Raw genomic sequence first — 25,117 nt, 5'->3', positions numbered from 1 at the left:
ATATCACCGTTCTGCGGCATCGTAATAATCAATCTTCATCCGCTCACCAAAAATGGAGAGATCATCCCACTCCTTTTTCACAGTGAGCACCTTGTTCTGAGCCAGCGCTTTAAGCAGCTCACTCTTGGTTAACGCTTTCGGAAATTGCCGGGATTGCCCCGCCAGTGCCCATACCTGCGCCGTATTTTTATATATAGTCGCCGTTCCCGCAGTGAACTGATACAGCACCCACTCAGGCTGCCCATCCCGATTAAGATCCTGGCTGACCAGCAGGCAATCGTCCTTACTCCTTAGGCAGGCCGAAGACTCATACTGTTCTTTACCGATGGCGACCCACAGTTGCTCGTCTGGGTGTGCATCTGCAGGCACCACGTCAACGTTGTTCTTTAGCTGGGTTTGCATCACCGAGCTGTCAATCTTTCCGCGTGGCGTCATTAACATGGTCAACTCTTGCCTGCGCTGAGGCACTGCCATAAATTTCTCATCCTGCTGTAACGTCTGCAGAGCCTGATGGCCACGATTACCCGCCTGACTGAACATATAGAGGCTTACCTGCTCCGCCGTTATCGCCCCTGACTGATAGCGAGCCATCTGGTCGTTTACGCTAATTTTCCAGACATCCAGCAGCGGTGTACGTAGAAGAATGAGCAAAATAAGCATCAGTAGAAAGACGCCAGGAACCACTTTGTCCTGCAATCTAAGGGGGTCACGTCGGTTAAACAGCAGGCTCACACAATAGCCCATTGTCCAGATGACCGTGGTGCAGGTAACCAGCACGGCATAAAGGCGTTCGGGAGTCCATCCGTACTGATGCACACGCAGCCAAAGTGCCCATGACGCCAGAAATGCATACAACGGCAGCACCAGAATAGAAACGTAAATGAGATAGCGCAGCCCTTTAGGATAGCGCTGTACGTTGCGTTCCGGACCGAAAACGACGGCGACCAAAAACAGTGAAATCAGCGCCAGACAGTTCAGTAATCCTGCGGCAGAAAGCTGGTGCGAAAGCGTTTCCAGCCCCACAAACGGCAGTACCACAATGAACGATAGCGTGAGCAGAGACACCAAAGGTAGCAGCCAACTGGCAAGGAGCGTCAGCAGATTTTGGATAGCTGCCATCCGCTTTGCCTGCTGCTGCGTCAGCATAACGACCAGGGAAGATATCGCCCCCGTCACGACTGAAAAGAACCATCCAGAATCAAAAAATATTTTAGTAAACAGCCTGATATCGACCATTTCGAATAATTTCGCCCACAACAGCAAAATCAACCAAAAGAGGCCGTTGGCAATCATCACAACCAGCAACGTTAACGCGTTAAACCCATTTCGACGATAAAATGCCGTGTAAAACGTCTGCTCTTCTGAGAGTTCAAAGCGCCATTGCAGCCAGGGAAGAATCAGCAGACCTATCAGCATCAGTTGCGCACCCAACGTCAGAAACCACTCCTGACGATCCCACCTCTCAAGGCTGGAAAGCGCATCCTGATGACCGGCTGCGATTCCAAACAGCGCCAAAAACCCCCAGAGAACGACCAGTGTGGTAACTCTCAGGAGCATCGGTTTTCGGGAGGAGGTAAACGTTGTGGTGGCCATCACGGTGGCAGGTACCGCCATCACAATGACCGCCAGCGACCAAAAATTATTATCGGTGTCTGCGGTAAGCTGATTATGCCGCGCCAGCAGGTAACAAAGGATCCCGAGCACCATTCCAACGAGCAGTACCACTGCCCGGCTCGCGGTTGAATATCCGTTTTCTTTTTTCATCGCAACAGCCCTGTTAATTAAAGCTGTATTTTCGTACAGAGCCGATGAATACGCACACCCTTTCGCCGTATTTCAGATTAACGTCCGAGACGTGAATCGATTCTCACTGTAACTCTTCCGTAACTTTCTTTCAGGAATGCGATTACATTCACATTCCACCAGTTCATTAAACCATTTATTAACGGTTTAGGAACATTTCCCCCCACTCAAAAACGTTTCCTGCCATAATCTGTCTCGCCTCGTGACAGGAGTCACCGTGTTTTCCGTTAGTTTGACGAGAGTCCGGATACGCAATTCTATGAGCCTGGTCGCGGTCTATAACCCTCAAACAACCCTACAATCATTGGCAGTATATATTGGCTAAGGAGCAGTGACATGCGTGTTAAAGGTATAACCCCGCAGGATCTCAAGGCTTATGGAATCAACGACGTCCAGGATATCGTCTACAACCCCGATTACGACACGTTATTTGAGGAAGAGCTCAACCCCAATCTGCAAGGGTACGAGCGTGGCGTTCTGACGAATCTCGGTGCTATCGCCGTCGATACCGGCATCTTTACCGGTCGTTCGCCGAAAGATAAATACATTGTCCGTGATGACACCACCCGCGATACCGTATGGTGGGCTGATAAAGGCAAAGGCAAGAACGACAACAAACCGCTCTCCCCGGAAACCTGGCAGCAACTCAAAGGACTCGTCACCCAACAACTTTCTGGTAAGCGCCTGTTTATTATCGATGCTTACTGCGGCGCTAACGCCGACACCCGCCTGTGCGTGCGCTTTATTACCGAAGTGGCCTGGCAGGCGCACTTCGTGAAAAACATGTTTATTCGCCCAACCGACGACGAGTTGGAGACCTTCAAGCCTGACTTCGTGGTGATGAACGGCGCGAAATGCACCAACCCGAACTGGCAAGAGCAGGGTCTGAACTCCGAAAACTTCGTGGCCTTCAACCTGACCGAACGTGTGCAGCTGATTGGCGGCACCTGGTACGGCGGTGAAATGAAGAAAGGGATGTTCTCGATCATGAACTACCTGCTGCCGCTGAAAGGCATTGCCTCGATGCACTGTTCAGCGAACGTCGGCGAAAAAGGCGATGTGGCGGTGTTCTTTGGTCTGTCCGGTACCGGAAAAACCACCCTTTCCACCGATCCGAAACGCCGCCTGATTGGCGATGACGAACACGGCTGGGACGACGACGGCGTGTTTAACTTTGAAGGTGGCTGCTACGCGAAAACCATTCGCCTGTCAGAAGAAGCCGAGCCGGATATCTATCACGCTATTCGTCGCGACGCGCTGCTGGAAAACGTTAGCGTGCTGGTCGACGGCACCATCGATTTTAACGATGCATCGAAAACCGAAAATACCCGCGTCTCCTACCCGATTTACCACATCGACAATATCGTAAAACCGGTGTCGAAAGCGGGCCATGCGACCAAAGTTATCTTCCTGACTGCTGACGCCTTCGGCGTGCTGCCGCCGGTTTCTCGCCTGACGGCTAATCAGACGCAGTATCACTTCCTGTCTGGCTTTACCGCGAAACTGGCGGGTACCGAGCGCGGTGTGACCGAGCCAACGCCAACCTTCTCCGCCTGCTTTGGCGCGGCCTTCCTGTCGCTGCACCCGACGCAGTACGCAGAAGTGCTGGTGAAACGTATGCAGGCCTCCGGCGCGCAGGCGTATCTGGTTAATACCGGCTGGAACGGCACTGGCAAACGTATCTCGATTAAAGATACGCGGGCCATTATCGACGCCATTCTCGACGGCACGCTGGATGACGCGGAAACCTTCACGCTGCCGATGTTCAACCTGCAGATCCCAACCGAACTGCCGGGTGTGGATACGCATATTCTGGATCCGCGTAATACCTACGCGTCACCGGAACAGTGGCAGGAAAAAGCCAAAGCGCTGGCGAACTTATTTGTGGAAAACTTCGAGAAATACACCGACACCCCTGCAGGTGCCGCGCTGGTTGAGGCAGGCCCAAGGTAAAAGCAAATGGCAATCCAAAGATTGCCATTTTACTGTCTACTCCCTCTCCCTAACCCTCTCCCAAAGGGAGAGGGAACTGTCCGGTGCTGTTTTTCTCCCTCTCCCCGTAGGCGAGGGAACTGTCCGGTCTGTATTTCTCCCTCTCCCCGTGGGAGAGGGCCGGGGTGAGGGCATCAGACCGCACGAGGCAAAAGCAAACGGCAACCAGAGGTTGCCGTTTTTTTAGCTTTCTTTAATCCCAGACGTTCGCACGACCGGCACTGGCAGCCACGCCCGAATCAACAATCCGCCCTTCTCACTGGTATCAATCTCCAGCAAGCCATTATGGTTGTCGATGATGCGCTGCACGATGGCCAGACCCAGCCCGGTGCCGCTGGTGCTTCGCGCGCTGTCGCCACGCACAAACGGCTGGAACAGGTGTTTACGCTGTTCAGGCTTAATGCCAGGGCCGTCATCTTCCACCTGGAACCAGACGCGGTTTGGCTCGCTGCCACTGCTGACCTTGATCCAACCATTTCCGTAACGAGCGGCGTTCACCACCATATTGGCCAATGCACGTTTGATTGACAGCGGGTGCATCCGCACCGGGATTTCTCCGACCTGCATGTCCGTTTCAATCTCACGCTCATAGCCGCTTTCCGCCGCCACAACTTCGCCAAGTACCGAGTTCAGGTCGCCGAGTTCCATCGGCATCTCCTGGCCCGTACGCAAGTAGTCGATGAACTGCTCAATGATGGCGTTACACTCTTCGATATCCTTGTTAATGGATTCGGCAAGGTAACCGTCTTCTTCGCCCATCATCTCCGTCGCCAGACGAATACGCGTCAGCGGCGTACGTAAATCGTGACTCACGCCCGCCATCAGCAGCGTACGGTCGTCAGCGAGCTGCTTAACGCCTGCCGCCATATGGTTAAAGGCTCGGGTCACGGATCGCACTTCCGACGCGCCATACTCGCGTAGCGGCGGCGGAATGATCCCTTTACCAACCTGCAGGGCGGCGTGCTCAAGATCGACCAAGGGTCGGTTTTGAATACGGATAAACAGCCACGCGCCGCCTATCGCCAGCAACATTATCGCCAGGGTATAGCGGAACAGCGGCGAGAAGTCACCCTGATGGATTTCTGTCAGCGGCACGCGCACCCAGATGTTGGGCGACAGCCACGTTTTCAGCCACACAACCGGCGAGCTTTTGTTGACCTCAACGCGCACTTCCGTCGGGCCACCCAGCTGCTGCGCCATCTGCTGGCTCAAGAATTCATAATGCTGCGCCCAGCGTAGCCCGGCATCTTCCGCCGCTTCATCGGAATAGAGCGAAATGCCAAGCTCACGGTAAATCTCACGCCGAAATGCCGGAGGCACCACCAGTTGGGTGCCATCCTCAAGCTGCAGTTTATCGGTCATGAGCATACGGACTTCGTAGGCCAGTACCTTATTGAACTGCTGAAGACTCGGCAAAATCGCGAAGTTCAGGACCACAAGATAGGTCGTCACCAGGCTGACGAACAGCAAGGTGACGATGAGAAGCAGCGTGCGGGCAAATGAACTTCGTGGTGAGAAGCGCATTCGCCTCATGCTTTAGAACCGTCCGGCACAAACACGTAGCCCAGGCCCCACACGGTCTGAATGTAGCGCGGATGCGCTGGATCTTCTTCCACCATGCGACGCAGACGAGAGATCTGCACGTCGATGGAACGTTCCATCGCGGAATATTCGCGGCCACGCGCCAGGTTCATCAGCTTGTCACGGGACAGCGGTTCACGCGGGTGGCTCACCAGCGCTTTGAGTACCGCAAATTCACCGCTGGTCAGTGGCATAGGCTCGTCTTCGCGGAACATTTCGCGCGTACCGAGATTCAGCTTGAACTTACCGAATGCGATAACGGCTTCTTCCTGCGATGGTGCGCCTGGCAGTTCGTTCGCCTGACGACGCAGCACGGCACGGATACGGGCCAGCAGCTCACGCGGGTTGAAGGGTTTTGGAATGTAGTCGTCGGCACCAATTTCCAGGCCCACGATACGGTCAACTTCTTCGCCTTTCGCCGTTACCATGATGATGGGCATCGGGTTACTTTGGCTGCGCAGGCGACGACAAATAGAGAGACCGTCTTCGCCAGGAAGCATTAAATCCAGCACCATCAGGTGGAAGGATTCACGTGTCAGCAGGCGATCCATCTGTTCGGCGTTGGCGACGCTTCGAACCTGGAAGCCTTGCTCCGTCAGATAACGCTCAAGAAGCGCACGCAGGCGCATGTCGTCATCCACAACAAGAATCTTATAATTCTCTTGCATTGTTTTTACTCCCAGAGGGTTCGTACAATTATGAGTACGTATTCTCAAAAAAGCGTACGCTAGGCTCCAGCTAAATCTGGTATAAATTCTAGCCGAAATTGTTACAAAGCATATTTTACAGCAGCTTATCTGTACAATTCATCACAGAAAACTATTTTTTAACCAATTGACGTCATCTGTGAGGCAAAATGTGCGCAAGCACAAGTAGTCACAAGGTAGCACCACAATGAAAACGCCGCTAATCACCCGTGAAGGGTATGAGAAGTTGAAGAAAGAGCTGGATTATCTTTGGCGCGAAGACCGCCCAGAGGTGACGAAAAAAGTCACCTGGGCCGCAAGTCTCGGAGATCGCAGCGAAAACGCCGATTATCAGTATAACAAAAAGCGTCTGCGTGAAATCGATCGCCGGGTTCGCTATCTGACCAAATGTCTGGAAAATCTAAAAATCGTCGATTACTCCCCGCAGCAGGAAGGCAAAGTCTTCTTCGGCGCTTGGGTGGAAATCGAAAATGACGATGGCGACACCAAGCGCTTTCGCATTGTCGGCTATGACGAAATTTTCGGGCGCAAAGATTATATCTCCATCGATTCGCCGATGGCCCGCGCGCTGCTGAAAAAAGAAGTCGGTGACCTCGCCGTGGTGCAGACGCCGGCGGGTGACGCCAGTTGGTACGTCAATGAGATCGAGTACGTCAAATAACGCACCTGGAACACTCTGATTGCGGAGGGGTCCGGCTGGCATTTTGGCTGACCAATCCGTATAACTATCCCCTGTTTTTCGATCCTACAGATGAAATATAGCCATGATGAATGATTCGCTCTGCCGCATTATTGCGGGTGAACTTCAGGCCAGAAACGAACAGGTTGTTGCTGCCGTTCGTCTGCTTGATGAAGGGAACACCGTGCCGTTTATCGCACGTTATCGTAAGGAAGTCACCGGCGGTCTGGACGACACCCAGCTGCGTAACCTGGAAACCCGTCTTGGCTATTTGCGTGAGCTGGAAGAACGCCGCCAGTCAATCCTCAAGTCCATCAACGATCAGGGCAAACTGAGCGACGAACTGGCGAAAGCCATCAACGGCACGCTGAGCAAAACCGAGCTCGAAGATTTGTACCTGCCGTATAAGCCGAAGCGCCGTACCCGCGGGCAAATCGCGATTGAAGCAGGCCTCGAGCCGCTGGCCGATTTGCTGTGGAACGAGCCGTCGCACGTCCCGGAAGACGAAGCCGCGAAATACATCAACGCTGATAACGGCGTGGCCGACACCAAAGCGGCCCTCGATGGCGCGCGTTATATCCTGATGGAACGCTTTGCCGAAGACGCCCAATTGCTGGCGAAAGTGCGTAACTACTTGTGGAAAAACGCCCATCTGGTTGCCGTTGTGGTCAGCGGCAAAGAGGAAGAAGGCGCGAAATTCCGCGACTACTTCGATCACCACGAACCGATTGCTACCGCGCCGTCTCACCGCGCGCTGGCGATGTTCCGTGGCCGCAACGAAGGTATTTTGCAGCTCTCCCTGAACCCCGATCCGCAATTCGACGAGCCGCCAAAAGAGAGCCATTGCGAACAAATCATCATCGACCATCTCAATCTGCGTCTGAATAACGCCCCGGCAGACAGCTGGCGTAAAGGCGTAGTGAGCTGGACGTGGCGCATCAAAGTGCTGATGCACCTTGAAACCGAACTGATGGGTACCGTGCGCGAACGTGCGGAAGACGAAGCGATTAACGTCTTCGCCCGCAACCTGCACGATCTGCTGATGGCCGCTCCGGCGGGTCTGCGTGCGACCATGGGTCTCGATCCGGGTCTGCGTACCGGCGTGAAAGTGGCAGTGGTTGATGGCACCGGCAAACTGGTCGCCACCGACACCATTTATCCACACACCGGTCAGGCGGCGAAATCGGCGGTTGCCGTGGCAGCGCTATGCGAAAAATACAATGTCGAACTGGTGGCGATTGGCAACGGTACCGCCTCACGCGAAACCGAGCGTTTCTACCTCGACGTGCAGCAGCAGTTCCCGAAAGTGACGGCGGAAAAAGTGATCGTCAGCGAAGCCGGAGCATCGGTGTATTCCGCCTCTGAACTGGCTGCGCTCGAATTCCCGGATCTCGATGTTTCTATTCGTGGTGCGGTGTCTATCGCCCGTCGCTTGCAGGATCCGCTGGCCGAGTTGGTGAAAATCGACCCGAAATCAATCGGTGTCGGCCAGTACCAGCACGACGTCAGCCAGAGCCAACTGGCGCGCAAACTGGACGCGGTAGTGGAAGACTGTGTGAACGCCGTCGGCGTTGACCTTAATACCGCCTCCGTGCCGCTGTTGACCCGTGTCGCGGGCCTGACGCGCATGATGGCGCAGAACATCGTGACCTGGCGTGATGAGAACGGTCAGTTCCAGAACCGTCAACAGCTGCTCAAAGTGAGCCGTCTGGGGCCGAAAGCCTTCGAACAGTGCGCGGGCTTCCTGCGTATCAACCACGGCGACAATCCGCTCGATGCCTCAACCGTTCACCCGGAAGCGTATCCTGTCGTGGAACGCATTCTGGCGGTAACCCAGCAGGCGCTGAAAGAGTTGATGGGTAACAGCAGCGAACTGCGTAACGTGAAAGCGGTCGATTTCACCGACGAACGTTTTGGTCTGCCGACGGTGACCGACATCATCAAAGAGCTGGAAAAACCGGGCCGTGACCCGCGCCCTGAGTTCAAAACGGCGAAGTTTGCCGACGGCGTGGAAACCATGAACGACCTGCTGCCAGGCATGGTGCTGGAAGGCGCGGTGACCAACGTCACCAACTTCGGTGCGTTCGTGGATATCGGCGTGCATCAGGACGGTCTGGTCCACATCTCCTCCCTGGCCGATAAATTCGTCGACGATCCACACACCGTGGTGAAAGCAGGCGACATCGTGAAGGTCAAGGTGCTGGAAGTGGATATGCAGCGCAAGCGCATCGCGCTGACCATGCGTCTGGACGAGCAGCCTGGCGATACCAACAGCCGTCGTGGCGGCGGTGGCTGTCGTGAGCAGAATGCGCGCCCGGCAGCCAAAGCGGCAAAACCGCGCGGACGTGAAGCCACGCCTGCCGGAAACAGTGCCATGATGGATGCGCTGGCCGCAGCGATGAAGAAAAAATAAGTCTGTACCCATCAGGCCCGTTTATTTATAAACGGGCCTGATACCTAGCGACATTATTCAGACACGCCTTTTTACCTTTCATTAATTCTTCGCATTATTATTTTCACTTTGATAACAACTCTGCTTTTTCGCAAACATCCTTTCCCGCAATAAATATTGCGCCACGTCAAATTCACGCCAATTATTCGTTAAATGAACATCCATTCACATTTTATTGATTGAAGACGGAAACCATTCTCATTATCATCGTCACTGTTGATATTTTATCCTTTCCTGTTGGCACCATCCTTGGTTTCGTACGCCGTTGCGCGCGTATGAAGGGATTTTCAATTAGCGATTCAAGCAGGTCTTATGCAATTCACTCCTGACAGTACGTGGAAGATAACCGGGTTCTCACGCGAGATTAGCCCGGCTTATCGGCAGAAATTACTTTCGCTTGGCATGTTGCCTGGCTCCTCTTTTCACGTCGTGCGCGTCGCGCCACTTGGCGATCCGGTGCATATTGAAACCCGTCGCGTCAGCCTGGTATTACGCAAGAAAGACCTGGCGTTAATTGAAATCGAAGCGCTTACCCGTTAATTCCTGCCAGACACAGCGAGTCCCGTAAAATGAAGAAATTAACCATTGGCTTAATTGGCAATCCGAATTCAGGGAAGACAACCTTATTTAATCAGTTGACCGGGGCGCGTCAGCGCGTGGGCAACTGGTCCGGCGTCACGGTTGAGCGTAAAGAAGGCCAGTTCACTACTACCGATAATCAAGTGACGCTGGTTGACCTGCCAGGCACCTATTCGCTGACCACCATCTCCTCGCAAACCTCGCTCGATGAGCAGATAGCCTGTCACTATATTCTGAGCGGTGACGCTGACCTGCTGATCAACGTGGTCGATGCGTCCAACCTTGAGCGCAACCTGTATCTGACGCTGCAATTACTGGAGCTTGGCATTCCATGCGTGGTGGCACTGAACATGCTGGATATCGCTGAGAAGCAGCAAATCCGCATCGAAGTCGACGCGCTGGCAAAACGCCTTGGCTGCCCGGTTATCCCACTGGTGTCTACCCGCGGACGTGGTATCGAAGCGCTGAAAATGTCCCTCGACCGCCATCAGGCCAATGACGATTTAGAGCTGGTGCATTACGCGCAGCCATTGCTGCGTGAGGCCGATTCACTGGCGCAGGTGATGCCAAAAGAGATGCCGCTGAAACAGCGTCGCTGGCTGGGCCTGCAAATGCTCGAGGGCGATATTTACAGCCTCGGCTTTGCCGGAGAACGAGCTCAACAGCAGCTCGAGCCTACCGTACAGCGCCTGCAAACTGAAATGGACGACCCGGCCCTGCATATTGCCGATGCGCGCTATCAGTCCATCGCCGCCGTTTGCGATGTGGTGAGTAACACCCTGACCGCCGAACCGAGCCGTTTCACCGCCGCGGTGGACCGAATTATCCTCAACCGTTTCCTCGGTCTGCCGGTGTTCCTGTTCGTGATGTACCTGATGTTCCTGCTGGCAATTAACATCGGCGGCGCACTTCAGCCGATTTTCGATGCCGGTTCAGTGGCTATCTTTATTCACGGCCTTCAGTGGATTGGCGCTACCCTCCACTTCCCTGAATGGCTGACTATTTTCCTCGCGCAGGGGATTGGCGGCGGGATCAACACCGTGCTGCCGCTGGTACCGCAGATTGGGATGATGTACCTGTTCCTGTCGTTCCTCGAAGATTCCGGTTACATGGCCCGCGCGGCGTTTGTGATGGACCGTCTGATGCAGTCCCTCGGGCTGCCGGGTAAATCGTTCGTGCCACTGATTGTCGGTTTCGGCTGCAACGTGCCGTCGGTGATGGGCGCGCGTACGTTGGATGCGCCACGTGAACGCCTGATGACCATCATGATGGCGCCGTTTATGTCCTGTGGTGCGCGGCTGGCAATTTTCGCCGTCTTCGCCGCAGCATTCTTCGGTCAGGAAGGCGCGCTGGCAGTGTTCTCGCTGTACGTGCTCGGCATCGTGATGGCTGTCCTCACTGGCCTGATGCTCAAACACACCATCATGCGTGGCGAAGCGTCGCCGTTCGTGATGGAGTTGCCGGTGTACCACGTGCCGCATCTGAAAAGCTTAATTATCCAGACCTGGCAGCGCCTGAAAGGCTTCGTTCTGCGTGCCGGTAAAGTGATTGTGATCGTCAGTATTTTCCTTAGCGCGCTGAACAGCTTCACGCTGAGCGGCCAGGCAGCGGACAACATCAACGATTCGGCGCTGGCTTCCGTCAGCCGCGTAATCACCCCGCTTTTCAAACCGATTGGCGTGCACGAAGACAACTGGCAGGCCACCGTGGGGCTGTTCACTGGTGCGATGGCAAAAGAAGTGGTGGTCGGTACGCTGAACACCCTCTACACCGCAGAAAATATCCAGCAGGAAGAATTCAACCCCGCTGATTTCAATCTGCTGGATGAACTGGGCGCCGCCGCCGGGGAAACCTGGCAGAGCCTGAAAGACACCTTCAGCCTGAGCGTACTGGCCAACCCGATCGAAGCCAGCAAAGGCGACGGTGAAATGGCCACCGGCGCGATGGGCGTGATGAGCAGCAAATTCGGCAGCGCGGCCGCCGCCTACAGCTACCTGATTTTCGTCCTGCTCTACATTCCGTGCATCTCAGTGATGGGCGCCATCGCCCGCGAATCTAGCCGTGGCTGGATGGGCTTCTCGGTGCTGTGGGGGCTGAACATCGCCTACTCGCTGTCGACGCTGTTCTATCAGGTTGCCAGCTACAACCAGCATCCGCGCTACAGTCTGACCTGCATTCTGTCCGTCATCCTGTTTAACGTCGTGGTATTGGGCCTGTTACGCCGCGCCCGCAGCCGGGTTAACGTGAATTTGCTGGCGACGAAGAAAACCGTCGAAAGCTGTTGCAGCAGCCCGGCGGGCGACTGTCACTAAGGACAAATCATGGCATCGATGATTGAACTGCGGAACATACTGGCATTGCAGGGCCGAATGGAGGCTCAGCAGTTGAGCCGCGCGCTGCACACGCCGCAGCCGATGGTTGACGCGATGCTGATGCGAATGGAAGCGATGGGCAAAGCGAAGCGCATTGCGGAAGAACCGTCGGATTGTCTGAGCGGAAGCTGTAAGCACTGCCCGGAAGGCAAAGCCTGTTTGCGTGAATGGTGGGTTTTGCAGTAACGACGTATTGATGCATCAAACGAAGAAGCGGGCCACTGGCCCGCTTTTTACTTATTTGTAGATATCAGCATTGGCGTGAACGGTTTTCTCGTTCTTCTGCCCTGCGATCACCACGAAGTAAGTTGCGCCTTTTTCATCGGCTTTTTTCGACAGATCATGTTTCGCATCCATTGGCGATGTGGTGCGCGAGGTGGTCACCGTGCCAATCTTGGTGAGGTTCATTTTTGCCACGTCCTCTTTCTGAATTTCTTTGGCCGCAAACGCACCGAAAGACAGAGAACCCAATACCAATGCCGTAACCATACCCGTAACATATTTCATAGCCGTACTCTCCTTAGGACCATTTTATGTGGGCACTGCGCGCGTAAAGGCAATGCGCTGACGCAGCGACCTTATAAGTATTGTCGCTGAAATAAATTTCGCCAGTTTGCCTTAAAAATCAGACTATCACCTGCTTAAGCGTGACCAGTTGCTGACAAAACTCCGTCGGATGGGAGATGAACGGGGCATGCGCCGCCTTGCTGAACACATAGGACTGGCTGTTCGGCCAACGCGCATCCAGCAGGGGAACCACCTTCCGCGGCACCAACCCGTCAAGGTGGCCGTAAAGCCGCAGGAATGGCATCGGCAGCGAAGCAAGCGGCTCGCGCAAATCCGCCGTTTTGAGGATTTCCAGCCCACCGTTAAGCACGTCGGTTGTCGGCATCGGCAATGCCAGCACCGTGCTTTTCAGTCGACGCGCATCCTGACGTGCGCTCTCGGTGCCGAGCGTCTGTAGGGCGAGGAAACGCTCCACCGTGCGCTGAAAATCTTCGCTCAGCTGCTGCTGGAAACCGGACAACACGTCAGGCTTGATGCCCGGCCAGTCGGCCTGCGCGGAAAAACACGGCGATGACGCGACGGTCACCAGCGCCTGCACGCGTTCCGGGGCGGTCAATGCCGCCAGGCTTGCGACCAGCCCGCCCAGACTCCAGCCGAGCCAAATCGCTTTTTCCGGCGCTTTGGTCAGCACCAGACGGGTCATCTCTTCCAGCGAAAGAGCGCCGAAATCAGTGCTGCGCCCGAAGCCCGGCAGGTCCACCAGATGAAGCGTGAATTGCGAGCTTAATTCCGGCGTGATGCAATCCCAGACTCCCGCGTTCAGCCCCCATCCGTGCAGCAGCACAAGATGACAATTTCCTTCGCCTATGGTTTGCCACCAGATGTCATTCATCAGTTATTGTTCTCATTCTTCGAATTGGGAGGGGAATGATGCTAACAGCCCACGGCTTGTGCTGGCTATGCCAAATGCCGCTGGCGTTGGCCCACTGGGGCGTGTGCTCGCGCTGCGCCCGCGCCGTGAGTTCGCGTCTGCCCGTTTGTCCACGCTGCGGTTTGCCTGCCGCTGGCGGGCAGACAGACTGCGGTCGCTGCCTGCAAAAAGCCCCGCCGTGGCAAAGCCTGGTCGCGGTGAATGACTACGGGCCGCCGCTTTCAACGCTGGTGAAAACGTGGAAGTTCAACGCCAGGCCGGAGCTGGCCCGCGCGCTGGCCCGACTTCTGCTTCTGCGCCTGCAACAGTGCATCGGGCGGCAAAAACCGGACCGGCTGATCGCGGTTCCGCTCTGGCAGCGCCGCCACTGGCGACGCGGATACAATCAGGCAGATTTACTCTGTCGCCCGCTCTCCCGCTGGTTGGGGATTGGCTATCAGCCCGAGGCGATTCACCGCGTCAGGCCAACGGCCACGCAGCATCAGCTTTCGGCGCGATTGCGTAAACAGAACCTGAAAAACGCGTTCCGTCTTGAATTCCCGGTACACGGACTCCATATCGCCCTTGTGGACGATGTCGTCACGACCGGCAGCACTGTGGCCGAACTTTCCCGCCTGCTTTTGCAAAACGGCGCCGCGTCAGTTCAGGTATGGTGCCTGTGTCGCACCTTGTAGACCCTTTGTGATGGGCGTATTATAACCGACTAAAGTAGTCAACTATTAGGCCAAAGCTATGATCCGTATTTCCGATACTGCACAAGCGCACTTTGCCAAACTACTGGCAAATCAGGAAGAAGGGACACAAATTCGCGTATTTGTGATTAACCCTGGCACCCCGAATGCTGAATGTGGTGTTTCTTATTGCCCGCCGGATGCGGTGGAAGCCAGTGACACTGCCCTCAAATTTGACCTGCTGACCGCGTATGTCGATGAGCTGAGTGCGCCATATCTGGACGATGCGGACATCGACTTCGTGACCGACCAGTTAGGTTCCCAGCTGACGCTGAAAGCACCGAACGCCAAAATGCGTAAAGTGTCTGATGATGCGCCGCTGATGGAGCGCGTAGAGTACATGATTCAGTCGCAGGTTAACCCGCAGCTCGCCGGCCACGGCGGTCGCGTGTCGCTGATGGAAATCACCGATGAAGGTTTCGCCATTCTGCAATTTGGCGGCGGCTGTAACGGTTGTTCGATGGTCGATGTGACCCTGAAAGAAGGGATCGAGAAGCAACTGCTGAACGAATTCCCAGAGCTGAAAGGCGTTCGTGATTTGACCGAACACCAGCGCGGTGAGCATTCTTACTATTGATTTTTAAGGCCCGGTGGCGCTTTGCTTACCGGGCCTACGCGTTCTGATTTTCGCTCAGGCCCGCAGCTTTGTAGGCCCGCAAATCCATCTTTTCCCCACCGCTTTCTCAGTCACCATTTCAGAGCCTGTTGATAACGGATGTAATGATGAACCGACTTTGTGACATATCACTATTGTTAAACCAACACGGACTCTTCCCACATTGCTTTAAGGTTCGAAACGGCATCGAGCAATCCTTGATCATCTAAATCATCTTCGTCGATTAAGTCAGGGTCAGAGCAGTAAGAATCTACAGATGAGAACACTGAATCAAAATATCGTGGCGTAAAATTATCTCGTGTTTTAAGTTCGGCTGAGTCTCTGTGTTCACGCCATAATGTCAGGTATTTCCTTTCAAATTCTGGCGCTGTAATTTCACCTGAAACAAACGAATCGATTAAAGTAATCAAGGCTAACTCATTTTTATTAGTTGATGGACTTCCCTGCCTGCGCATGCTGTATCGGGGCATCGGAATAGTGCTGCTTAATGGTCGGCTCCGGCTTCCTGCCCTGATGAGCGTTCAGGGTGTCTTCGTACAGACTCCTGACCTCATTACGGAAGCTCTCTCCGGAGTGGTCCATAAAGCAGTCATACACCAGATTACTGTCTTTATCGAAATAGAATGGATTCCTGAAATGGTCCCAGTCTTCCATGGTGTCCACACCCACCATCCAGCCAAGATCAAGAAACATTCTGACATCGTCATAGACGTTGTCAGAAAAAGGGCGTCGCTTTCGCTTGTAGGGCTGGTTTCCCTTTCTCTTACGTAGAGTAGGGATATTCTGCGGGGTTTGATTGAAAATCAAGCTATCCGGCAAAGAAAACCGAACACCAGCGCGGTGAGCATTCTTACTATTGATCTTTAATGCCCGGTGGCGCTTTGCTTACCGGACCTACGCGTTCTGATTTTCGCTCAGGTCCGCAGCTTTGTAGGCCTGGTAAGCGCAGCGCCATCAGGCATTTTCGCCCGGCGACGCTTCGCTTGCGCGGGCCTACGAGCATCTCGTGGCCTGTAAATCCATCATTTCCCCACCGCTTTCCTGCGTTTATCCAAATCCTTGATCAGCTTATTCACCCTCTCGTCGGCAAACATCGCTTCCAGGGTGGTGGACAGCTTGCGGCGCCAGTTCTTGTACTGGTAGCTGGTGCCCGGAATATTCACCGGCCCCGCCATATCCAGCCAGTCTTCCGGCTGAAGCCCCAGCAACGCGCTGTTGCTATCGGCGATGTAACGCTGCATCCCGCGATTCAGGGTGGTCGTCATGTTCATCAATGACGCCTTATGCCCGGCACGTTTTGGCAGACAGCCATATTTGTGCAGCGCGTCTAACAGCCCCTGCTTCGCCAGCTCACGGTCCTGATACAGCCCGCGCAAAATCACTTCGTCCGGATACAACCCCAGCGTTTTGCCGAGCGTTAAATCACCGCTTTCCCAGTAGCCGCGCAGTGTCGGCAGGTCGTGCGTCGTCGCTACCGCCATGGACTGTTCCGGGTAGGCTTTCGGCGAGCGGTACGTCTTCTCGTGGTCGCTTTCGAAATAGAGCACTTTGTAGGAATACACGCCGCTTTTGCGCAGTTTCCCGACGATTTCCACCGGCACGGTGCCAAGATCTTCGCCAATCACCATGCATTGATGACGTTTACTTTCCAGCGCCAGAATCGACAGCAGATCGTCCACCGGATAATGCACGTACGCGCCGTGATCCGCCGTTTCACCGTACGGGATCCACCACAGACGCAGAACCGACATGACGTGGTCGATGCGCAGCGCGCCGCAGTTCTGCATATTGGCGCGTAGCAGATCGATAAACGGCTCGTAAGCGCGCGCGGCGATGATGTGCGGATCCATCGGCGGCAGGCCCCAGTTTTGACCCAGCGGCCCAAGAATATCTGGCGGCGCGCCCACGGAGGCTTTCAGGCAATAAAGCTCGCGATCACACCAGGTCTCGGACCCGCCTTCCGCCACGCCTACCGCGAGGTCGCGATACAGCCCAATCGGCATGCCATGCGCCTGGCATTCGTTCCAGCAGGCGGCGAACTGGCAGTACGCCAGCCATTGCAACCACAGGAAGAAATCGACTTCATCGGCGTATTGGGTACAAAACGCCTTCACTTCCGGGCTGTCGATGTCCTGATACGCGTCAGGCCAGGCAGGCCAGCCCCAACGCAGTTCATCTTCTTTGACCTGATACGCATGCAGCGCGTCGAACGCCGCCTGCCAATAAAGGCTTTCGCCTTCGTTCAGGGCAAACTGGCGGAACGCCGCCATCTGATCGTCGCTGCGCACAGAGAAGCATTTCCACGCCATGCGCAACGCGGTAATTTTCAGCGCGGTAACGGTGGAGTAATCGACCCACTCAGCATCACGCGCGGATTGCAGCGCCTGCTGCGTAGTCGGCAATGTCCACCACGCCTGCGCCTCTTTGCTGTCACGGAAATCGTCGACCGCATTCACGTCGATATAAATGACGTTCAGCCAGCGGCGCGAAGATGGGCTATACGGGCTGGCGCTTTCCGGGTTCGCCGGATACAGCGCGTGAATCGGGTTCAGGCCGATAAACGACCCACCACGACGGGCGATTTCCGGCAGCATGACTTTTAAATCACCAAAATCACCGATACCCCAGTTACGCTCGGAGCGCAGGGTGTAGAGCTGCACGCAGCTGCCCCACAGCTTTTTGCCCTGCTTCAGCGCCTGCGGCTCATAGCAACGCTCCGGGGCGACAATCACCCGGCAATGCCAGCGATGCTCGCTTTGGGTGAGCGTCAGGGTGTGATACCCCTCCGGCAAACGCGTCGGCAAATTCAGCGCTTTCGCCGCCGTCGCTTTGCCTTGATGCTGCTCGCCTTCTTCGGTGGTCAGCATCCAGTGAAATTCGCCGCTACCTTCCACCGGCAGCGACATTTTCTTACCGTAGGTAAACACCAGCACGTTAGGAACCGGGGTCACCGCCACTTTCGCGGCAGCAACACCGTGATGCATTGCGTCGAGCAAACGTCGTTTGGTGTCTGCACCAATTGACTGCGGTTTGCCGTGGGCATTGATGTAACTTGGGCTGATGCCCGCCGCCTGTGCGGCATTGTCCAGACGTTTGCTCTCCATTGCGTTCCCTTAACGTTTTGCCTGCCAGATACGGCTCTGATAATCACGGATTGAACGGTCGGAACTGAACATCCCGCAGCGGGCAGAGTTGAGAATAGCCGCGCGCGTCCAGGCTTCCTGATCACGGTACAGCACATCCACCTGTTTCTGCGCGTCAACGTACGCCGCGAAATCAGCCATCACCAGATACGGGTCGCCGCCCTGTTTGCCCATGCTGTGCAGCATCTGGTCAAACGCGTGCTTGTCGCCGTCGCTGTATTTACCGCTTTCTAACTCTTTCAGCACCGCATCCAGCACTTTGTCTTTCTTCCGCCATTTCAGCGGGTCGTAGCCTTTGGCCTTCAATGCTTTCACTTGTTCGACGGTGTGGCCAAAGATGAAGATGTTTTCGTCGCCAACCTGCTCGGCAATTTCAACGTTCGCGCCGTCGAGCGTGCCGACGGTCAGCGCGCCGTTCAGGGCCAGCTTCATGTTGCCGGTGCCGGACGCCTCTTTGCCCGCGGTAGAAATTTGTTCAGACACATCCGCCGCGGGGATCATCACTTCTGCCGCCGATACGCAGTAGTCCGGCAGGAACACCACTTTCAGCTTGTCGCCGACTTTCGGGTCGTTGTTCACCACGTCGGCCACTTTGTTGATGGCAAAAATGATGTTCTTCGCGAGGTAATAACCCGGAGCGGCTTTCGCGCCAAACAGGAACACGCGTGGAACGCGGTCTGCCTGCGGGTTTTCACGGATTTCTTTGTACAGCGCTAAAATGTGCAGCAGGTTCAGGTGCTGACGTTTGTATTCGTGCAGACGCTTAATCTGAATATCGAAGATCGCCGCCGGATTGATATCAATCCCGGTGCGGTGCTTCACAAATTCGGCCAGACGTTGTTTGTTGGCGAGCTTGATATCACGCCAGGTTTTGCGGAACTTGGCGTCGTCGGCGTATTTTTCCAGGTTGATCAGCTGGTCGAGATCGTTGGCCCACTCTTTCTTCAGATGCTTATCGAACAGCGCCGCCAGCGCCGGATTGCACTGCTTGATCCAGCGACGTGGCGTAATGCCGTTGGTGACGTTGTGGAATTTGTTCGGCCACAGCTGGTGATATTCCGGGAACAGGTCTTTCACCACCAAGTCGGAGTGCAGCGCCGCGACGCCGTTGACCGCAAAGCCGCTCACCACGCACATGTTGGCCATGCGCACTTGCTTGTCGTGGACCACCGCGAGTTTGGCCCACACCGCCGCGTCGCCCGGCCAGGTTTTGTCGACCCGCGTTTTGAAGCGGCTGTTAATCTCATTGATGATTTGCATGTGACGCGGCAGCAGCGCTTTCACCAGTTTCTCATCCCAGCACTCGAGTGCTTCCGGCATCAGCGTGTGGTTGGTGTAAGCGAAGGTTTTGCTGGTGATGGCCCAGGCATCGTCCCAGCTCATCTGATGTTCGTCGAGAAGCACGCGCAGCAGTTCAGGAATGGCAATCGTCGGGTGGGTGTCGTTGAGCTGAATCACCTCAAACTTCGGCAGGTCGGCAATTTTACGGCCCGCCAGATGATGACGACGCAGAATATCCGCCACCGAACAGGCGCACTGGAAGTACTGCTGCATCAGGCGCAGCTTTTTGCCCGCCAAATGGTTGTCGTTCGGGTACAGCACTTTAGTCAGTTTTTCGGCGTCGATGCCCTGCTGTTCTGCACGCAGGAAATCGCCGTCGTTGAATTGAGTCAGGTTGAACGGGTGCGCGTGGGTCGCCTGCCATAAACGCAGCGGTTGTGCCACGCCGTTCCGGTAGCCGAGCACCGGCAGATCCCACGCCTGACCGACCAGCGTAAACGCTGGCTGCCAGTCGCCTTTCACTACTTTACCGCCAATGCCGACCTGCACATCCAGCGCGGTATTGTGGCGGAACCACGGATAGCTGTTGCGATGCCAGTCATCCGGGGCTTCCATCTGCTGCCCATCGGCAAACGACTGACGGAACAGACCGTATTGATAGTTCAGGCCGTAACCCGTTGCCGACTGGCCAACGGTCGCCATCGAGTCGAGGAAACAGGCCGCCAGACGTCCCAAACCGCCGTTACCCAGCGCCGGGTCTGTCTCTTCTTCCAGCAGGTCCGTCAGCGTGATGTCGTGCTCTTTCAGCACCGCGCTCACGTCCTGATACCAGCCGAGGTTCAGCAGGTTGTTGCCGGTCAGGCGACCGATCAGGAACTCCATCGAGATATAGTTGACGTGGCGTTGGTTTTTTTCTGGTTTCGCCGCAGGCTGAGCCGCCAGCAGTTCTGCCAGCGCGCCGCTCACCGCTTGCCACCACTGATGCTGATTCATTTCGTTTGCGGTCTGTAAACCGTATCGCTGCCACTGACGTGTCAGTGCAGCCTGAAACTGTGCTTTATCGAAGGTCGGCTGTGACATAAGGATCCAATCCTGTTAGCTAAAACGTTGGCGCTAGTGTGCCTGGCTACCTGTTTAACGTCCTCATCCCGGCGGGCATTAGCCGGGGAGGAGTCGCAGGGATGAGCGAAAAGTGTGATCTTCGCCACTATAACGGTAGACGTTTACGGCGGTTCTGCTCAGTTTTACACCGTGTAGATGGGGAAAGTGAAAAGACGTTTTGCAAATTATTTGTCAGGCAGGAAATGATTACTTACGTGTAATAATAATTCCGCCAAGCCCCTTCATTCGAAATGCGGATTTAACAACAAACCGTAACGTGAATTTAATCCGGATGAGGAAAAACGCATTCCAACAAATTAGATTCTGGCTCTTTCTGACAAACCACAGAATCCAGTCGCCACGCGCACTGGCACCGGTTTCAGTCGATATAATTATTCTTCATTAAGATTTGTGACACAGTGCAAAATCATAAGCATTAAAATCGGACATAACTTGCAATAATTAAGCATATGTCCGAATTTAATAGACATTAATTACGAAGCGCGAAAAAAACAAACTCTTACTCTCACAGTGAAGTGATATACCTATGTTGATTCCGTCCAAATTAAGTCGTCCCGTCCGTCTTGAACACACCGTGGTTCGCGACCGGCTACTGGCGAAACTTTCCGGCGCGAACAATTACCGTCTTGCGCTGGTAACAAGCCCAGCTGGTTACGGGAAAACCACACTCATTTCACAGTGGGCAGCAGGGAAAAGCGATCTGGGTTGGTTCTCTCTGGATGACGGAGATAATCAGCAGGAACGTTTTGCAAGCTATCTGATTGCCGCCGTCCAGCAGGCAACAGGCGGGCATTGCACGGCCAGCGAAAACATGGTGCAGAAACGGCAGTACGCCAGTCTGACCTCGCTGTTCGCCCAGCTGTTTATCGAACTCAACGCCTGGCAACGCCCGCTGCTGCTGGTCATTGATGATTATCATCTGATAAGCAATCCGGTTATCCACGACGCGATGCGGTTTTTCCTGCGCCATCAGCCGGAAAACATGACGTTGGTGGTTTTGTCCCGCAATTTACCGCAGCTCGGCATCGCCAATCTGCGCGTGCGCGATCAGCTGCTGGAGATTGGCAGTCAGCAACTGGCGTTTAATCACCAGGAAGCTAAGCAGTTTTTCGACTGCCGCTTGGCTTCGCCAATTGAAGCCACCGAAAGCAGCCGCATGTGTGATGACGTCGCCGGTTGGGCCACGGCGTTGCAGCTTATCGCCCTCTCTGCGCGACAGAACAACAGCGCCGCGCACCACTCCGCACGCCGTCTGGCCGGCATTAACGCCAGCCATTTGTCCGATTATCTGGTGGATGAAGTGCTGGATAACGTCGACATCGCCACCCGCCATTTTCTGCTGAAAAGCTCGCTGCTGCGTTCAATGAACGATGCGCTGATCGTCCGCGTGACCGGCGAAGAAAATGGCCAGATGCGTCTGGAAGAGATTGAGCGTCAGGGCTTGTTCCTGCAACGCATGGACAATACTGGCGAATGGTTCAGTTTCCACCCGCTGTTCGGCAGCTTCCTGCGCCAGCGCTGCCAGTGGGAGCTCGCCGCCGAATTACCTGATATTCACCGCAGTGCCGCAGAAAGCTGGATGGCGCAAGGCTTCCCGAGCGAAGCCATTCACCACGCGCTGTCGGCGGGTGATGCAAAAATGCTGCGCGATATCCTGCTGAATCACGCCTGGGGCCTGTTCCATCACAGCGAATTAGCGTTGCTGGAAGAATCTCTGGCCGCCCTGCCGTGGGACAGTCTGCTGGAAAACCCGCGCCTGGTGCTGTTGCAGGCATGGCTGATGCAGAGCCAGCATCGCTACAGCGAAGTGAATACCCTGCTCGCCCGCGCCGAAGAAGAGATGAGCGCCGAAATGGACGCCACACTGCACGCGGATTTCAACGCGCTGCGTGCGCAGGTGGCAATCAACGACGGCGACCCGGACGAAGCCGAACGCCTGGCGATGGTGGCGCTCGACGAATTACCGCTGGCGAGTTTCTACAGCCGTATCGTAGCGACATCCGTTCACGGCGAAGTGCTGCACTGTCAGGGCAAACTCAGTAAATCGCTGGCGGTGATGCAGCAAACCGAACAAATGGCGCGTCGCCACGAAGTCTGGCATTACGCGCTGTGGAGCCTGATTCAGCAGAGTGAAATTCTGTTTGCGCAGGGCTTTTTACAAGCCGCCTGGGAAACCCAGGAGAAAGCGTTCCAACTGATCCGCGAACAACATCTGGAACAGCTGCCGTTGCACGAATTCCTGTTGCGCATTCGCGCACAGCTGCTGTGGGCCTGGGCGCGTCTCGATGAAGCCGAGCAGAGCGCTCGTCACGGGATGGATGTGCTGGCGGCTTATCAGCCACAACAACAATTACAGTGCCTCGCGCTGCTGGTGCAAAGTTCGCTGGCGCGCGGTGATTTGGACAACGCCCGCAATCACCTCAATCGTCTGGAAAACCTGCTCGGCAATGGGCAGTACCACAGCGATTGGGTATCGAACGCCGATAAAGTGCGGGTGATTTACTGGCAGATGACTGGCGATAAAAAATCGGCGGCCAACTGGCTGCGCCATACACCAAAACCGGCCTTCGCCAATAACCACTTCCTGCAAAGCCAATGGCGCAACATCGCCCGGGCGCAAATCCTGCTCGGTGAATTCGATTCGGCGGAAATGGTACTGGAAGAACTCAACGAGAACGCGCGGACCTTACGTCTGATGAGCGATCTCAACCGTAATCTGCTGCTGCTCAACCAGCTGTACTGGCAGTCGAATAAGAAAAATGACGCTCAGCGCCTGTTAATTGAGGCGCTGACGCTGTCCAACCGCACTGGGTTTATCAGTCATTTCGTGATTGAAGGTGAAGCGATGGCGCAACAGCTGCGTCAGTTGCTGCAACTCAATATGCTGCCGGAGCTTGAACAGCATCGCGCCCAGCGTATTTTGCGTGAGATTAACCAGCATCACCGCCACAAGTTCGCGCATTTTGATGAGAACTTCGTGGAACGTTTATTGACTCACCCGGAAGTGCCGGAGCTTATCCGCACCAGCCCGCTGACCCAGCGCGAATGGCAGGTTTTGGGGCTGATTTACTCAGGTTACAGCAATGACCAGATAGCCGGTGAGCTGGACGTGGCGGCGACCACGATTAAGACGCACATCCGTAATTTGTATCAGAAACTCGGCGTGGCGCATCGTCAGGATGCGGTGCAGCATGCGCAGAAGTTATTGAGGATGATGGGGTATATTTCTGCGGCGTGATGCCTGTGCTTTGGCGCTTGGCAAGATCAGTGGAATGGTTCCGTTCACCAGACGATTGATAACTTCTGCAACCCTTGCAGAACGTGAACGGGATAAGGGGAGCTCGTCGCGCTCCCCTTATCGATCCCCGCGACCCCGCAAATGAAATCGGTGCTTCGCACTGCGCTCACCTCCCGTCCCGCTGCCTACGGCCGGCTCGACTCGACTTCCTGTCTCGTTTCACCTCAGGCCGCCATCCGTGGCGCCCTGACCTTGTCATCCGGACTCCGGTTCACCGATTTCTGGCGGGGACAAACTGCGGAGTCTGAATTGGGCAAGGGTGTTCTGTCCGGCAGAAAATCGCCGGGACGTTTGAGGATGGCCGGGGCCGCCCGCAGGGATGCGGGCGGAGGGCGCGACTTACAGGGATGTTACCTGCGCCCGACCCGAAAGCCAGACGCAATAAGTCACGGGTACCGCGAAGCGGCGATTTTCATTGCCGGGAGCCGGGATTGTAAAGGGAGCGGCGGCGAACTCCCTTTACACGTTCACCGTCATCGGAGTAACAATGAAACAGAGGAGTGGAAGTGAACGGAACAATTCCACCGTAATTTTAGGGAACAGGGGGGCTCCCGCGAATATCAGCACAACTCCAATTGAATATTATTCTCAGCAATCACCTTCAACACCCCCGCCGGTGGCATCACGTCGGTGTAGACCGCATCGACCAGACTAATGCTACCCATATTCACCATCGCATTACGGCCAAACTTCGAGTGATCCACCACCAGCATCACATGACGCGAGTTCTCGATGATCGCGCGCTTGGTGCGCACTTCATGATAATCAAACTCCAGCAGCGAACCGTCGCTGTCGATCCCGCTGATACCGAGAATGCCGTAATCCAGGCGGAACTGAGAGATGAAATCGAGGGTCGCTTCGCCGATGATGCCCCCGTCGCGGCTGCGTAATTCACCACCGGCCAGGATCACGCGGAAATCTTCTTTCACCATCAACGTATTCGCGACGTTCAGGTTGTTGGTCACGATACGCAGATCGGAATGCTCCATCAACGCATGGGCCACCGCTTCTGGTGTGGTGCCGATATCAATAAACAGCGCCGCTCCGTTCGGGATTTGGCTCGCCACTTTGCGGGCAATACGCTCTTTTTCGGCCGCCTGCGTGGCGCGTCGGTCTTGCCATGAGGTGTTCACCGCGCTGGACGGCAAGGCCGCCCCACCGTGGTGGCGCAGGATCATCTTCTGCTCCGCCAGGTCGTTGAGATCGCGACGAATCGTCTGCGGGCTGACGGCAAACTGCTCCACCAGCTCTTCCGTGCTGACATAACCCTGTTTCTTTACCAGCTCGATAATCGCGTCATGACGTTGTGTTTGTTTCATGCAA

The 25,117-nt window shown here is 55.3% G+C and carries 19 protein-coding genes; 9 read left to right on the top strand and 10 right to left on the bottom strand.

All coding sequences use genetic code 11. The annotated features are described in order from the left end of the window. Window positions 1-3 precede the first annotated feature (3 nt). Window positions 4-1,764, bottom strand: coding sequence for a DUF4153 domain-containing protein (locus tag A8O29_RS02195; RefSeq protein WP_125355200.1), 1,761 nt, complete (start codon window positions 1,762-1,764; stop codon window positions 4-6). A gap of 375 nt (window positions 1,765-2,139) precedes the next feature. On the opposite strand from A8O29_RS02195, the gene pckA reads away from it, so the two are divergent. Beyond that, window positions 2,140-3,756, top strand: a complete 1,617-nt coding sequence (gene pckA / locus A8O29_RS02190; RefSeq protein WP_125355201.1) for a phosphoenolpyruvate carboxykinase (ATP) — start codon at window positions 2,140-2,142, stop codon at window positions 3,754-3,756. Between the two features lie 222 nt (window positions 3,757-3,978). Here the strand turns inward: pckA and envZ are convergent, their stop codons facing one another. Together envZ and ompR are read right to left on the bottom strand one after the other, a co-directional pair. Further along, the gene (gene envZ / locus A8O29_RS02185; protein ID WP_125355202.1) at window positions 3,979-5,328 is read right to left on the bottom strand and encodes a two-component system sensor histidine kinase EnvZ; all 1,350 of its coding nucleotides are present in this window, start codon (window positions 5,326-5,328) and stop codon (window positions 3,979-3,981) included. Then, window positions 5,325-6,044, bottom strand: a complete 720-nt coding sequence (ompR, locus tag A8O29_RS02180) for an osmolarity response regulator transcription factor OmpR (protein WP_001157751.1) — start codon at window positions 6,042-6,044, stop codon at window positions 5,325-5,327. Before ompR ends, envZ begins: the two co-directional genes overlap by 4 nt. A gap of 226 nt (window positions 6,045-6,270) precedes the next feature. Here ompR and greB point away from each other — a divergent pair, with 226 nt between their 5' ends. From greB to feoC, 5 genes are all read left to right on the top strand, one after another. Further along, on the top strand, window positions 6,271-6,744 hold the full coding sequence (gene greB / locus A8O29_RS02175) for a transcription elongation factor GreB (RefSeq protein ID WP_110511798.1): 474 nt from the start codon (window positions 6,271-6,273) through the stop codon (window positions 6,742-6,744). A 103-nt stretch (window positions 6,745-6,847) separates the two neighbouring features. Further along, entirely contained in the window at window positions 6,848-9,175 is a 2,328-nt protein-coding gene (locus tag A8O29_RS02170; RefSeq protein ID WP_125355203.1) for a Tex family protein, read from the top strand. 351 nt (window positions 9,176-9,526) lie between these two features. Further along, window positions 9,527-9,754: a ferrous iron transporter A gene (gene feoA / locus A8O29_RS02165; RefSeq protein WP_110511800.1), complete on the top strand. Its 228-nt coding sequence runs from the start codon at window positions 9,527-9,529 to the stop codon at window positions 9,752-9,754. A gap of 29 nt (window positions 9,755-9,783) precedes the next feature. After that, window positions 9,784-12,105, top strand: coding sequence for a Fe(2+) transporter permease subunit FeoB (gene feoB, locus A8O29_RS02160; protein ID WP_125355204.1), 2,322 nt, complete (start codon window positions 9,784-9,786; stop codon window positions 12,103-12,105). Window positions 12,106-12,114: 9 nt separating this feature from the next. Next, window positions 12,115-12,351: a [Fe-S]-dependent transcriptional repressor FeoC gene (gene feoC / locus A8O29_RS02155; protein ID WP_125355205.1), complete on the top strand. Its 237-nt coding sequence runs from the start codon at window positions 12,115-12,117 to the stop codon at window positions 12,349-12,351. Window positions 12,352-12,402: 51 nt separating this feature from the next. Here the strand turns inward: feoC and A8O29_RS02150 are convergent, their stop codons facing one another. Beyond that, window positions 12,403-12,672: a YdgH/BhsA/McbA-like domain containing protein gene (locus A8O29_RS02150; protein WP_125355206.1), complete on the bottom strand. Its 270-nt coding sequence runs from the start codon at window positions 12,670-12,672 to the stop codon at window positions 12,403-12,405. 118 nt (window positions 12,673-12,790) lie between these two features. Next, window positions 12,791-13,564, bottom strand: a complete 774-nt coding sequence (gene bioH, locus A8O29_RS02145; protein WP_125355207.1) for a pimeloyl-ACP methyl ester esterase BioH — start codon at window positions 13,562-13,564, stop codon at window positions 12,791-12,793. Between the two features lie 38 nt (window positions 13,565-13,602). Here bioH and gntX point away from each other — a divergent pair, with 38 nt between their 5' ends. Together gntX and nfuA are read left to right on the top strand one after the other, a co-directional pair. Next, window positions 13,603-14,277, top strand: a complete 675-nt coding sequence (gntX, locus tag A8O29_RS02140) for a DNA utilization protein GntX (RefSeq protein ID WP_125355223.1) — start codon at window positions 13,603-13,605, stop codon at window positions 14,275-14,277. A 58-nt stretch (window positions 14,278-14,335) separates the two neighbouring features. Further along, the gene (gene nfuA, locus A8O29_RS02135; RefSeq protein WP_110511805.1) at window positions 14,336-14,911 is read left to right on the top strand and encodes a Fe-S biogenesis protein NfuA; all 576 of its coding nucleotides are present in this window, start codon (window positions 14,336-14,338) and stop codon (window positions 14,909-14,911) included. A 176-nt stretch (window positions 14,912-15,087) separates the two neighbouring features. Here nfuA and A8O29_RS02130 read toward each other — a convergent pair whose 3' ends face one another. The 4 genes from A8O29_RS02130 to malP form a co-directional block, all read right to left on the bottom strand. Continuing rightward, a complete protein-coding gene (locus tag A8O29_RS02130; protein ID WP_168713890.1) occupies window positions 15,088-15,360 on the bottom strand; it encodes a colicin immunity domain-containing protein in 273 nt (90 codons plus the stop codon). A 16-nt stretch (window positions 15,361-15,376) separates the two neighbouring features. Next, entirely contained in the window at window positions 15,377-15,757 is a 381-nt protein-coding gene (locus A8O29_RS02125; RefSeq protein WP_476748682.1) for a DUF8093 domain-containing protein, read from the bottom strand. A gap of 215 nt (window positions 15,758-15,972) precedes the next feature. Further along, window positions 15,973-18,054, bottom strand: a complete 2,082-nt coding sequence (gene malQ, locus A8O29_RS02120; RefSeq protein ID WP_125355210.1) for a 4-alpha-glucanotransferase — start codon at window positions 18,052-18,054, stop codon at window positions 15,973-15,975. Between the two features lie 9 nt (window positions 18,055-18,063). Continuing rightward, the gene (gene malP, locus A8O29_RS02115) at window positions 18,064-20,454 is read right to left on the bottom strand and encodes a maltodextrin phosphorylase (RefSeq protein ID WP_125355211.1); all 2,391 of its coding nucleotides are present in this window, start codon (window positions 20,452-20,454) and stop codon (window positions 18,064-18,066) included. 568 nt (window positions 20,455-21,022) lie between these two features. Between malP and malT the strand changes: the two genes are divergently transcribed. Beyond that, window positions 21,023-23,734, top strand: coding sequence for an HTH-type transcriptional regulator MalT (gene malT, locus A8O29_RS02110; RefSeq protein WP_125355212.1), 2,712 nt, complete (start codon window positions 21,023-21,025; stop codon window positions 23,732-23,734). A 620-nt stretch (window positions 23,735-24,354) separates the two neighbouring features. Here the strand turns inward: malT and A8O29_RS02105 are convergent. Next, on the bottom strand, window positions 24,355-25,113 hold the full coding sequence (locus A8O29_RS02105; RefSeq protein ID WP_110511809.1) for a DeoR/GlpR family transcriptional regulator: 759 nt from the start codon (window positions 25,111-25,113) through the stop codon (window positions 24,355-24,357). Between the last annotated feature and the right edge of the window lie 4 nt (window positions 25,114-25,117).

Origin of the sequence: Scandinavium goeteborgense, from assembly GCF_003935895.2 — a bacterium.
GTDB classification, from domain to species: domain Bacteria; phylum Pseudomonadota; class Gammaproteobacteria; order Enterobacterales; family Enterobacteriaceae; genus Scandinavium; species Scandinavium goeteborgense.
The sequence above is the reverse complement of the archived record's forward strand: the minus strand, read 5'-3'. Positions and strand labels throughout refer to the sequence as shown.

Excerpts from the sequence above, each read along its gene's own strand:
- A8O29_RS02195 (WP_125355200.1), bottom strand. The coding sequence starts at position 1,764 with ATGAAAAAAGAAAACGGATATTCAACCGCGAGCCGGGCAGTGGTACTG.
- pckA (WP_125355201.1), top strand. The coding sequence starts at position 2,140 with ATGCGTGTTAAAGGTATAACCCCGCAGGATCTCAAGGCTTATGGAATC.
- envZ (WP_125355202.1), bottom strand. The coding sequence starts at position 5,328 with ATGAGGCGAATGCGCTTCTCACCACGAAGTTCATTTGCCCGCACGCTG.
- ompR (WP_001157751.1), bottom strand. The coding sequence starts at position 6,044 with ATGCAAGAGAATTATAAGATTCTTGTTGTGGATGACGACATGCGCCTG.
- greB (WP_110511798.1), top strand. The coding sequence starts at position 6,271 with ATGAAAACGCCGCTAATCACCCGTGAAGGGTATGAGAAGTTGAAGAAA.
- A8O29_RS02170 (WP_125355203.1), top strand. The coding sequence starts at position 6,848 with ATGATGAATGATTCGCTCTGCCGCATTATTGCGGGTGAACTTCAGGCC.
- feoA (WP_110511800.1), top strand. The coding sequence starts at position 9,527 with ATGCAATTCACTCCTGACAGTACGTGGAAGATAACCGGGTTCTCACGC.
- feoB (WP_125355204.1), top strand. The coding sequence starts at position 9,784 with ATGAAGAAATTAACCATTGGCTTAATTGGCAATCCGAATTCAGGGAAG.
- feoC (WP_125355205.1), top strand. The coding sequence starts at position 12,115 with ATGGCATCGATGATTGAACTGCGGAACATACTGGCATTGCAGGGCCGA.
- A8O29_RS02150 (WP_125355206.1), bottom strand. The coding sequence starts at position 12,672 with ATGAAATATGTTACGGGTATGGTTACGGCATTGGTATTGGGTTCTCTG.
- bioH (WP_125355207.1), bottom strand. The coding sequence starts at position 13,564 with ATGAATGACATCTGGTGGCAAACCATAGGCGAAGGAAATTGTCATCTT.
- gntX (WP_125355223.1), top strand. The coding sequence starts at position 13,603 with ATGCTAACAGCCCACGGCTTGTGCTGGCTATGCCAAATGCCGCTGGCG.
- nfuA (WP_110511805.1), top strand. The coding sequence starts at position 14,336 with ATGATCCGTATTTCCGATACTGCACAAGCGCACTTTGCCAAACTACTG.
- malQ (WP_125355210.1), bottom strand. The coding sequence starts at position 18,054 with ATGGAGAGCAAACGTCTGGACAATGCCGCACAGGCGGCGGGCATCAGC.
- malP (WP_125355211.1), bottom strand. The coding sequence starts at position 20,454 with ATGTCACAGCCGACCTTCGATAAAGCACAGTTTCAGGCTGCACTGACA.
- malT (WP_125355212.1), top strand. The coding sequence starts at position 21,023 with ATGTTGATTCCGTCCAAATTAAGTCGTCCCGTCCGTCTTGAACACACC.
- A8O29_RS02105 (WP_110511809.1), bottom strand. The coding sequence starts at position 25,113 with ATGAAACAAACACAACGTCATGACGCGATTATCGAGCTGGTAAAGAAA.